Genomic DNA, 11195 nt, shown 5'->3' with positions numbered 1-11195 from the left:
GTCTCAGCAACGTTCTCCGCACTCCGCGCACCAATGAACACCTTGTGGTCCTGCGTGGCGAGGAGGCGAGCCACGGCCAACCCGATCCCACTGGTCGCCCCGGTCACCACAGCCACGGGCCTGCCCTGCTCCGACATGCGAACTCCTCGATGCTCAACTGCCTGGCCTACGGGCAGGCTCCGGTCCGCCGCTGGAGGCGAACTCGAGCGGGCCTCGGAGTCACCGGCGTCCGCGCCCCTGGACGGAAACGCGGCCGCCCCACCATCAGAGTTCGATCAGGCGTCGAGCCGGGTTTCCCAAGCTCGACGGCAGCCGGTTGCGAGAGGCAGGCGCGCCGCCGCGCCGTACCGAAAGCCCAGCAGAAGGACTCACCCGTGAAGGACACCCAATGAGCCGACGCGTCGTCATCACCGGAATCGGCGTGGTCGCGCCCGGGGGGGTGGGCACCAAGGAGTTCTGGTCCCTGCTCACCGCCGGAAAGACCGCGACCCGAGCCATCAGCCTGTTCGACGCCTCCCCGTTCCGTTCCCGCATCGCAGCCGAGGCCGACTTCAACCCGCTCGACCACGGCTTCACGGCTGAGGAAGCCCTCCGCCTGGACCGGGCCGCCCAGTTCGCGATCGTCAGCGCGGACGAGGCCCTGCGCGACAGCGGTCTCGCCGACGCGGACCTGGACCCGACCCGTACCGGCGTCACCCTCGGCAGCGCCGTCGGCTGCACCACAGGCCTGGACGTCGAGTACAACGCGGTGAGCCGCGGCGGGAGCACCTGGCAGGTCGACCACACTCTGGCTGTCCCGCACCTGTTCGACTACTTCGTGCCCAGCTCCATGGCGGCAGAGGTGGCCTGGCGCGTCAACGCGCAGGGACCGGTGTCGATGGTCTCCACCGGCTGCACCTCCGGCCTCGACTCCATCGGTCACGCCGTCGAGCTGATCCGCGAGGGCAGTGCCGACGTGATGATCACCGGCGCCACCGAAGCTCCGATCTCCCCGATCACCGTCGCCTGCTTCGACGCGATCAAGGCCACGTCGCCGCGCAACGACGATCCCGAGACCGCTTCCCGTCCCTTCGACGCCACCCGCAACGGCTTCGTACTGGGCGAGGGCTCGGCCGTCCTGGTCCTGGAGGACCTGGAGAGCGCCCGCAAGCGCGGCGCCCACGTCTACGCCGAGATCTCCGGCTTCGCCAGCCGCTGCAATGCCTACCACATGACCGGCCTGCGAGCCGACGGCGTGGAGATGGCAGAGGCGATCAAGGTTGCTCTCGACGAGGCCCGCCTGGACGCCGGCGCCATCGACTACATCAACGCGCACGGCTCCGGAACCAAGCAGAACGACCGGCACGAGACCGCCGCGTTCAAGCGCAGCCTCGGACAGCGCGCCTACGAGGTCCCGGTCAGCTCCATCAAGTCGATGATCGGTCACTCCCTCGGGGCGATCGGATCCCTCGAAGTGGCCGCCAGCGCGCTGGCCATCGAGCACAACACGGTGCCGCCCACCGCCAACCTGCACACCCCCGACCCCGCCTGCGATCTGGACTACACCCCGCTCACGGCGCGCGAGCAGCGCACGGACGCCGTCCTCAGCGTCGGCAGCGGATTCGGCGGTTTCCAGAGCGCCATGATCCTGTCCCGCCCGCGCCTGGGAGATGCCGCATGACCACCGAAACCGCAGCCCGCCCCGGCGGTACGAGCCCGCTCTCCCCGACCGCCGCACCCGTGGTGACCGGCATCGGGGTCACCGCCCCGAACGGACTGGGCACCGAGGCCTGGTGGCAGGCCGTCCTGCGCGGCGAGAGCGGCATCCGCCCCGTCACCCGTTTCGACGCCGAGCAGTACCCGGCCAAGCTCGCCGGCGAGGTCCCCGGCTTCAACGCCGCCGACCACATTCCCAGCAGGCTGCTGCCGCAGACGGATCACATGACCCGGCTGGCGCTGACCGCCGCCGACGAGGCCCTCGCAGATGCGGGTGTCGACCCGGCCGCACTGCCCGACTTCTCCGCCGGCGTCATCACGGCCAGCTCCGCGGGCGGCTTCGAGTTCGGTCAGAAGGAGCTCGAAGCCCTCTGGAGCAAGGGCGGCCAGTACGTGAGCGCCTACCAGTCCTTCGCCTGGTTCTACGCGGTCAACACCGGCCAGATCTCCATCAAGAACGGGCTCCGCGGCCCCAGCGGCGTCCTGGTCACCGAACAGGCCGGCGGCCTCGACGCGGTGGCCCAGGCCCGCCGCCAGCTGCGCAAGGGCGTACGGGTCGTGGTCACGGGCGGCGTGGACTCCTCGCTCTGCCCGTGGGGCTGGGCGGCCCACCTCGCCGGGGGCGAGCTGAGCACCGAAGAGGACCCCGACCGCGCGTTCCTGCCCTTCTCCCCGGACGCCGGTGGCCACGTCGCCGGGGAGGGCGGCGCGCTCCTCGTCCTGGAGGACGCCGCCGCCGCCCGTGACCGGGGTGCCGAGGTCTACGGAACCATCGCCGGTTACGCCTCCACGTTCGACCCCGCACCCGGCTCGGGCGGCGCGCCGCGCCTCCAGGCCGCGGCCGCACTGGCCCTGCGTGAGGCCGGCCTCACCCCCGCCGACGTCGACGTGGTGTTCGCGGACGCGGCGGGACGACGCACGGCCGACCGCGAGGAGGCCGCGGCCCTCACCGCTCTCTTCGGAGAGTACGGAGTCCCGGTCACGGCGCCGAAGACCATGACGGGCCGACTCGCCGCGGGTGGTGCCTCCCTCGACCTGGCCGCCGCCCTGCTCTCCCTGCGCGACCAGGTCATCCCGCCCACCATCAACGCCGGCCCGACCGCGGATGACTGCCCGATCGACCTCGTGACCGAGACGCGTCGGCCGGAGCGGCTGCGCACCGCACTGGTCCTGGCCCGCGGCCGGGGCGGTTTCAACGCGGCCATGGTGGTCCGCGCCCCTCGTTAACGGCGTTAACGCCGTTAACGCCACCGCTGACCCCGGCGGCGGTGCACCCACCCGCCCGGTGCACCGCCGCGACGACCAGGACTCGGCCGCCCCGAACCGCAGTCTCCAGAGCCAGGAGGACCGTTGCACTCCATCGACCCCGCCGACTTCGCCCGCACGATGGCACACGTGCCCACCCCGGTCACCGTTGTGACCACCGTGGACCGGGCCGGACAGCGCTGGGGCTTCACCGCCAGCTCGTTCAGCTCGCTCTCCCTCGATCCTCCTCTGGTGCTGGTGTGCCCGGCAAAGACGGCCTCCTGCCACGAGGCCTTCGTCACCGGCGACCGTTTCCTCGTGAACGTCCTGGCGGCGGAGCATGCCGACATCGCCAGCAGCTTCGCCCGCTCGGGGCACGACAAATTCGCCGGCAGCCCCATGGAACCGTGCGAGTTCGGCCTCCCCGGCCTGGCGGACGCCACCGCCCGGATCGCCTGCACCCTCCACGACGTCCTGGACGGTGGTGACCACAGCATCCTCGTCGGCCGCGTCGAATCCGTCTCCGCGGGCGGAGCCGAACCGTTGGTCTACTACAACCGCCTCTTCACCAGGCCCGGAGCCAGCCCGGCCCTCGCCTCCACCTCGTGAATGCCCGCAAGCAGGAGAGAGCAGTGACCGAACGTTCACCGTCCGTCCCGCGGCTGCAAGAGGTCGCCGAAGACGTCTACGCGTACATCCAGCCAGACGGCGGGTGGTGCCTCAACAACGCGGGCCTGATCACCGCGGGCGGCCGCCCCGCGTTGATCGACACGGCCGCTACAGAAGCGCGTGCCAAGGCGCTGAAGGACGCCGTCGCGCGGGTCACTCCGCACGCTCCGGGCTTCGTGATCAACACCCACCCGCACGGCGACCACACCTTCGGCAACCGGCTCTTCGCGGACGATGCCGTGATCATCGCCCACGAGGCGACCCGCGCCGAGATGGACCTCGCCGGGCTGCACCTCACCGGTCTGTGGCCGGAGGTCTGCTGGGGGGACGTCGGTGTCGAGCTGCCCACCCTCACCTTCCGAGACCCGATCACCCTCCATCTCGGGGACGTCCGGGCCGAGGTCATGCACCTGGGCACCGCCCATACGAAGAACGACTCCGTCGTCTGGCTGCCCGAACAGCGGGTCCTGTTCGCCGGTGACATCGTGATGTCCGGCGCCACCCCGTTCTGCCTCACCGGCTCCATCTCCGGCTCGCTCGCCGTCATCGCGAAGCTGCGCGCCCTCGACCCGCGGACCATCGTCTCCGGACACGGCCCAGTCGGCGGCATCGAGCTCCTCGACACCACAGCGGCCTACCTGCGCCACGTACAGGAACTGGCCGCCGCCGGCATCGCCGCTGGCCTCACTCCGCTGGAGGCCGCCCGCGAGAGCGATCTCGGCCCCTTCGCCGCCCTCCTCGACAGTGAGCGGCTGGTCCCCAACCTCCACCGCGCCTACGCCGAAGCTGCAGGAGCGGAGCCGGGCCACCAGCTCGACATCTCGGAGCTCTTCTCCGAAATGGTCGACTTCCATGGAGGCCTCCCGGCCTGCGCGGCCTGAGCGAACCGCACGTGGGGCGTTAGCGGCGTTAACGGCGTTAACGCCCCACGTGCGGTTCATGTGCGTTCAGCCGTACGTTTCACATAGGCTGGCCGCCGGAGGTACCGATGAGCGAGACGAACGAACAGTCCACCCTCTTCGCAGCGGTCGACGCACTGCTCGAAGAAGCGGCCGCGCGAGACGGCCTTCCCGAGCCCGATGAACGACGACGCCTCCGCGAGGCCGCCGGCCTCAGCCAGGACCAGATCGCGAAGGCCCTCTCCGTCCGCCGCGAGACCATCACCTCCTGGGAAACCGGCCGCACCGCCCCCCGCCCCCCCAAGCGTGCCGCCTACGCCCGCCTCCTCGAAGGCCTCGCCGCCCTCCACCCCCAGACCGGCAACCCCACCGTTAACGCCGTTAACGGCGAACCCCCGGCCACCTCTGGAGCCGACGCCCCGACCGTTAACGCCGTTAATACCCCCTCCCCCACACCAGCAGCCCCGCCCACCGTTAACGCCGTTAACGCCACTCCCCCCACCGACGCTCCCGCCGTTAACGCCGTTAATGCCGGCCCACCCACCCTCACCCCCACACCCGATCCCCCCGCCGCCGTTAACGGCGTTAACGCCGTTAACGCCCAGCCCCCCACTCCCTCCGCACCCGCCGCCTCCCGCATCCCCCAGCGACCCGCCCCCAAGCCCACCCCCCTGGAGGGCAACGGCCCCCTCGCCGTCCTCGACGGCACCGGCCACGCCCACGCCGCCGGCGGCCTCCTCCTCCCCCACCCCACCTCCGGCCTCCCCGATCTCGTCGCCTGGGCCCTCGGCCCCGACGCCGACCTCCGCGCCCCCCGCCTCCACCACAACGGCCGGGACGGCGACCCCCTCCTCGTCCTCACCGCGCCCGCCGCCGAGCAGCTCGGCCTCCCCCTCACCCTCGAAGACCGCCGAGCCCTGCGCCTCCCGGACGACCACCCCGTCATCAAGCAGCTCACCAAGGCCAAGTGGCAGCTCACCCGCCGCGGCTTCGGCCCCTGGCCCCGCATCTACCGCCCGGCCTCCCCCACCACCGGCCGCCAGTGCGTCCAGCTCGCGGTCCTCCCCTGGGGCGCGCTCGACTCCCGCGCCTGGGGTGAGGACACCGCGGACCTCTCCGCCCCCGAACTCGCCGAGCTGCTCACCACCTACGCCGCCCGCGTCCTCACCCCCCGCGGCTCCACCGCCGTCACCGGCCTGGAACTCATGACGGCCCTGCGCCCGCCCACCCGCGCCGCCCGCAACCCCCAGACCAACACCTGGGAGTCGGCCCCCGTCCCCGGCTCCCTCACCCGCCCGGTCGACCCGGCCCCGCCGGAGGCCCCCGACGAGCACCCGGTGGTCGCCGCCCTCTACCCCCGCGCCCACCAGCGGACTCCGGACGAGGTCCTCGACGAGGAGGCGTACGACTGGATCCGCGACCCGGAGCTCCTCACCGACGCCGAGTGCGCCCGCACGCACGCCGTCGGCATCGACGTGAACATGGCATTCGCCGCGGCCGCGAACCGCCTCACCGTCGGCATCGGCCCCGCCGTCCACACCACCGCCCCCCGCTTCGACCCGAAGCTCCCCGGGTGCTGGCTCGCCGACCTCTCCGGCCTCCCCCTGGACCCCCGTCTCCCGAGCCCCTTCACCCCCCACGGCAAGCCCCCCACCGGCCCCGCCTGGTACGCGACCCCGACCCTCGCCTACGCCCAGGAACTCGGCCACGAAGTCCGCCCCGCCGAGGCCTGGATCCGCCCGGACAACGGCCCCTACCTCGACGCCTGGTACACCCGCCTCCGCGACGCCTACATGGCGACCATGGCCGACCTCGGCATCACCCCGTCCCTCACGGAGTCCGAGTTCCTCACGGCCATGACGACGTACAAGACGAACGCCCCCCACACCTCCACAGCGGTCCTCTCCGCCATCAAGTCCACGGTCAAGGGCGGCATCGGCAAACTCCGCGAGCGCCCCCAGGGCGCCGCCTACCGTCCCGGCGAAGCCTGGCCAGCCCTGGAACGCCCCACCTGGCGCCCCGACATCCGCGCCGCCGTCATCTCCACGGCCCGCGTCAACATGCACCGCAAGATGCGCAAGCTCGCCACCGGGGCCGGCCTGCACCCCATCGCGGTCCTCTCCGACTGCGCGGTCTACCTCTCCGACGGCCCCAGCCCGCTGGACTTCCTCCCCCACACCCCCGAGGGCAAGCCCCTCCCGGGCGGCTTCCGCCTCGGCGTCAGCCCCGGCATGGTCAAGCACGAGGGCACCCAGCCCCTCCTCTGGGCCGTGCAGCTCCTCGACCAACACCTCAACCCGGCCCGCCACATCAAGGGCCACGACGCGGCAGCAGACGGCGAGTAACCGATGTCCGACATCTCAGACAGCCTCACCAAGGCCGACGAACTCCACTTCACCCGCCCCATCCCGAAGTCCGCGGGCGCCCAGATGCGCTTCCTCCTCAAGCAGCTCAAATCCACGAAGGCCGTGGCAGCCACCCTGGGCATCTCCCAACGCACGGTCGAGCGCTACGTGAAGAACGAGATCAAGCAGCCGAAGCCGGCCCTCGCCGCCCGCCTGGAAGCCGAAGTACGCCGCCGCTGGCAGCCCCTGGTCCGCAAGCGCGCCCGCGAACAGGCGGCCCGCACCACCGGACTCGTCATCGAGACCCGCGCCCGCTTCGGCTTCACCGCGGCCCCCGGCACCACCGACGACGGCCGCATGCGCCGCATCACCCAGCACCTCCCCCCGGAGTACGCGCAGCGCCTCTTCGCCGCCCAGGAGACCGGAGCCACCGAAGCCCAGCTCCGCCACATCACGGCCGAGGCCCTCCAGGAGATCTACTTCAAGGACAACGGCGCCCGCGCGACCTCCCTCCTGGTCGAGTTCACGGACATCGACTACGTGGACTTCGCCTTCTAGCAACCCTCTGCCCGCCCCGGCCGAGGCTCGAAGGGCACAGGATGCTAGCCATGTACATAATAGCCTTGTATGGTATTTCTCATGAGTCCAGCAGCCGAGAGCGCCACGGCCGGGTACCTGGTCTGGCGCCTGTCGATGAAGTGGCGAGTGGCCGTCGACCGGGCAGTCGCACCGCTGGGCGTGACACACGCCCAGTACGCACTGATGGCCGCGTTGTACGGCATGTCGCACCCGGCGGATCGTCCCAACCAGCGTCAGCTCGCCGACTACACGGGGCTCGAACCGCTCTACGTCTCCAAGCTCGCCCGAGCCCTGGAGACCTCCGGCCTGATCGCCCGCACCCGGGACCCGAACGACCCCCGCGCCGTCCAGCTGTCGCTCACCGAGCAGGGCCACGACGTCACCAAACACGCCATCAAGGCGGTCCAGGGGCTCCTGGACCAACTTCTCGCACCACTCGGCGGCCAGGACGGCCCCCGCACGCTCGCGTTCACCCGCGAACTGGCGACCCTGCTCGACGCACCTCTTGATCCAGCACCTCTTGACCGGACCGCCGAGAACGAGAAGGAGCAGTCATGACCACCACCGCCCCCACCCTCAACGCCCGGGTCATAGCCCTCGCCCACCACGCCGCCCGCACCCTCGCGGAGAGCGCGCTGGCCCGCCACGGCATCACGTTCCACCAGAGCGTCACCCTCCGGGCCGTCACCGTCGCGGGCGGCTCCGCCCCGCACGGCGAACTGGTCGCCGAGATCCAGCACTCCCTCAAGACCACCGAACCGCTCGTCCAGGCCGTCATCGAGGAGCTGCTCACCGCCGAGCTCCTCGTCCGGGAGGGCTCCCTCCTGCGCCTCACCGACACCGGCCGCGACCTGTACGGGACCACCGCCGCCGCGACGGCCGAGATCGCCGCCCGCCTGTACGCCGAAATCCCCGCCGAGGACCTGGCGGTGGCCGGCCGCGTACTGACCCTGATCACGGACCGCGCGAACGCCGAACTGGGCACCAGCTGAACCCCCACCCAGCGAGGCCACAGAAGCCCTCTCGGGCCCCTGAAACCTTTTGAGGGCCCGGGGATACCCTGGGGCCCTCAAAGGCTCTTGAAACGCCCTCAGAAGCCGCCTACGGGCCCCTTCTCAAGTCATTCACCCAACAGCGTGCAGCGTCCTCCGCCGCTTCGACTCCGCGGCCTTCTTCGCGGCGGCCTGCGCCGCACGCTTCTTCCGCTGCTCCGCCAGCTGGTCCTGGTACTCCGCCACCGCCTGGTGGTAGCTGGCGACGTACCCGCGCGCGTCCAGCCGCTCGTCCGCGGCCATCTCGTTCACCGCCGCGACGGCGTCCTCGAAGGAGTTGTACCCGGCCAGCATCGGGTTGATCTGGTACACCCCGTTCCTGACCTTCCGCACGAGCTTGGCCAGCTCCAGGCTGCGCAGGGCCGCGTTGACGCTCGGCCTGCTCAGCTCCAGCAGCCCCCCGATGGTGGCCTGGTCGATGAGGATCCGCCCGCCGGGCTCACTCAGCGAACGCAGCTTCAGCAGCACACGGTACGCGGCAGGCGGAAGGTCCAGGTCGGAGAGAAGCCCATCGGCGTTGACCGCAGCGAATCGCAAGGTGCTCACTGAGCTGTCCCTTCTTCCTTGCGCTGTGCCCGGCTCAGCCGGCGCGCAGCGCGCTCTTTGGACCGTTCGGCCCGCAGTTCCTCGATTGCCTGCCGCATGTGGTCCAGCGACGGGAACCGCACCAGGTCCGGCAGGCTCGTGTCACTGCGAATCTGCGAGATGGTGCTGTGCTGCTCCACCTTCACGAACTCACCCGCCGTCTCCGTCCCCGGGATGAACTCGGCCACCCGGTAACTGTAGGGCGGGTTGAACTGGTACACACCCCGCCGCACCTTGAAGACGATCCCATGAGACATGACGGTGTGCAGCGCCTCCGAGGTCTTTGTCCGACTGACGTCGAGGATCGTAGCCATCTCCTCCTGCGTAAGTGGAATCCGCCCTCCCGCCCGCTGGCACGCGATCAGCAGCAGGATGAGCCTCAGGGGCAAGGCTTCCCGGAAGTACTGGGCAATCACCAGGAAGAACTCGAGGCTGTCCATCGAGAACGCATTTGGCTGACTCTGCGTCCCGTAGAACTCCAGCGGCTTGCGCTCACCGTCCAGCGTGAGCTTCCGGCTCGGATACCGCTTCGCCAGGCTGTCCAGATCCTTGACCGGAGCCAGCGGCTGACTCCACGCCGAGATCGCGTCATCAACGGGGAGATCAGGACGCGGCGCGCGCGACGGACTCTGCCGGCGGCGCTGTGCTTCTGATGACACGAGGCTGCTCTCCACTTCGTTGATCTGGAGAGAGAGTATGTCAACAAGGGTGACACTAATGTCACGCTCGTTGACGTTCGGCGTGTCTTGTGTCCCCCCAGGAGGGACACATCTCGGCCAAGGCCCCTCTCCGGCCGCTCCCGGACCCCCACATCCAACGCCTCCCCACCCTCGCGCAGTTCGGCGACGTATCCCCACGAGAACGTCAGCCTCCCCGACGTTTTAGCGCGAAAAGCGTCAGCCTCGCTGACGTTTTTCAGAAGTTCTGTCCCCCTACCAGCGACACATCCTCCGAGTTATGTCCCTTCTGAGGGGACATAACTTTCCCCCCGCACCCCCTCTGACCTGCGGAAACGCATCTCCGTACTCTCTATAGGCCGTCTCCTGCCGCGCTGCGCGTCTTCAACGCCGTCACCAACCCGCGCCCAGGCGCCACTTCCTGACGTCGCAGCACCTCAGCCACCGAACCGATGGCCTCCGGACACCGTGTCCATAACCACGCAGAATCTGACTGATTCCTATCTCTATCCCGGCATCACTTTGAATCACCGCCTCATCGACCATTAACGCCGTTAACGCCCTGGTCTCCACCTCCACCAACCCTCCAGAGGCCTACAAGCCGTTCTCCGTCTGCATGGTGCACAAGGGACAAGCAATCGAACCGACGGGAGCACCACGGCCGGCGAGGTGTTCGCCGGGGAACCTGTGGAGCAACCGGATCAAATGTGAGGAGCGACCCGAGCAAATGACGGAGGCTGCTGGAGGGGGACCAGGCGGGCGCCTTCCCTTTGCGCTGGTCGAGTCCTGGGACCTGGTCTTGAGTGGTTTCCACTTGGCTTCAGTAACTGACCGGCTTCTTGCGCCCCATGCTCGTCCGGAGCGAAGCGGAGGACATCTCCCCCCTGTCATCCGAAACAAAGCAGAGAACTTCTGGTCCGAAGGACCAGCCTTGGCCCACCCAGCAGGTCACCGGCAAGCACAGCGGGGCCGGGTCTCCTCCTTCGCGGGCTGCGAAGGAGGAGCAGAGCTCTGGGGCGGGTCTGGAGCGAAGCGGAAGACCCTCCGGACTGTCCGAAACGAAGCGCCGGGCCTTCCCTCTGCATTGTCTGGAGCGAAGCTGGGGGGACTTCCCTGCCTGTCTGGAGCGAAGCGGAGGACCTCTCTGCATTGTCCGGAGCAGAGCGAAGGAGCTCTCTACATTGTCCGGAGCGAGGCGGAGGACTTCCCTGCTTCCTTCCGAGCGAAGCGGAGGGCTTCGCTCCATTGTCCGCAGCGGAGCGGAGGGCCTCTCTCCCCTGTCCGCAGCGAAGCGGAGGACTTCGCTGCTACGTCCGGAGCGGAGCGGAGGGCCTTTCTCTCCTGTCCGCAGCGAAGCGGAGGACTCCGGCCCGAAGGGCCGGCTCTGGCCCGCGAAGCGGGCCGCCGCCGAGCGCAGCGAGGGGGGGTCGCTTCCCCGGCGCACAGTGC

At 69.9% G+C, this 11195-nt stretch carries 11 protein-coding genes; 8 read left to right on the top strand and 3 right to left on the bottom strand.

The annotated features are described in order from the left end of the window. Window positions 1-137 (bottom strand): SDR family NAD(P)-dependent oxidoreductase (locus ACZ7IF_RS38860; protein WP_470981707.1); only part of this gene is annotated, 137 nt, incomplete at its 3' end. A 251-nt stretch (window positions 138-388) separates the two neighbouring features. Between ACZ7IF_RS38860 and ACZ7IF_RS38855 the strand changes: the two genes are divergently transcribed. The 8 genes from ACZ7IF_RS38855 to ACZ7IF_RS38820 all read left to right on the top strand — a co-directional run bounded on the left by ACZ7IF_RS38855 (window position 389) and on the right by ACZ7IF_RS38820 (window position 8424). Next, on the top strand, window positions 389-1660 hold the full coding sequence (locus ACZ7IF_RS38855; protein WP_470981705.1) for a beta-ketoacyl-[acyl-carrier-protein] synthase family protein: 1272 nt from the start codon (window positions 389-391) through the stop codon (window positions 1658-1660). Beyond that, entirely contained in the window at window positions 1657-2922 is a 1266-nt protein-coding gene (locus ACZ7IF_RS38850) for a ketosynthase chain-length factor (protein ID WP_470981703.1), read from the top strand. The genes ACZ7IF_RS38855 and ACZ7IF_RS38850 overlap by 4 nt, the downstream gene beginning before the upstream one ends. Window positions 2923-3045: 123 nt before the next feature. After that, on the top strand, window positions 3046-3549 hold the full coding sequence (locus tag ACZ7IF_RS38845; RefSeq protein ID WP_470981701.1) for a flavin reductase family protein: 504 nt from the start codon (window positions 3046-3048) through the stop codon (window positions 3547-3549). A 23-nt stretch (window positions 3550-3572) separates the two neighbouring features. Continuing rightward, complete coding sequence (locus ACZ7IF_RS38840; protein WP_470981700.1) at window positions 3573-4490, top strand: MBL fold metallo-hydrolase; 918 nt, start codon at window positions 3573-3575, stop codon at window positions 4488-4490. A gap of 107 nt (window positions 4491-4597) precedes the next feature. Next, the gene (gene tap / locus ACZ7IF_RS38835; RefSeq protein ID WP_470981698.1) at window positions 4598-6853 is read left to right on the top strand and encodes a telomere-associated protein Tap; all 2256 of its coding nucleotides are present in this window, start codon (window positions 4598-4600) and stop codon (window positions 6851-6853) included. A gap of 3 nt (window positions 6854-6856) precedes the next feature. Beyond that, entirely contained in the window at window positions 6857-7411 is a 555-nt protein-coding gene (tpg, locus tag ACZ7IF_RS38830) for a telomere-protecting terminal protein Tpg (protein ID WP_385771445.1), read from the top strand. An 81-nt stretch (window positions 7412-7492) separates the two neighbouring features. Further along, window positions 7493-7990: a MarR family winged helix-turn-helix transcriptional regulator gene (locus ACZ7IF_RS38825; RefSeq protein ID WP_470981696.1), complete on the top strand. Its 498-nt coding sequence runs from the start codon at window positions 7493-7495 to the stop codon at window positions 7988-7990. Next, a complete protein-coding gene (locus ACZ7IF_RS38820; RefSeq protein ID WP_470981695.1) occupies window positions 7987-8424 on the top strand; it encodes a MarR family transcriptional regulator in 438 nt (145 codons plus the stop codon). Before ACZ7IF_RS38825 ends, ACZ7IF_RS38820 begins: the two co-directional genes overlap by 4 nt. 132 nt (window positions 8425-8556) lie before the next feature. Here ACZ7IF_RS38820 and ACZ7IF_RS38815 read toward each other — a convergent pair whose 3' ends face one another. Together ACZ7IF_RS38815 and ACZ7IF_RS38810 are read right to left on the bottom strand one after the other, a co-directional pair. Then, window positions 8557-9030, bottom strand: coding sequence for a helix-turn-helix domain-containing protein (locus ACZ7IF_RS38815; RefSeq protein WP_123996001.1), 474 nt, complete (start codon window positions 9028-9030; stop codon window positions 8557-8559). After that, a complete protein-coding gene (locus ACZ7IF_RS38810; protein WP_470981693.1) occupies window positions 9027-9743 on the bottom strand; it encodes a hypothetical protein in 717 nt (238 codons plus the stop codon). Before ACZ7IF_RS38810 ends, ACZ7IF_RS38815 begins: the two co-directional genes overlap by 4 nt. Between the last annotated feature and the right edge of the window lie 1452 nt (window positions 9744-11195).

The sequence above is a fragment of the Streptomyces sp. NPDC037421 genome, assembly GCF_055602105.1.
Note: the sequence above shows the minus strand (reverse complement) of the source record. Positions and strands in the feature narration are given on the sequence as shown.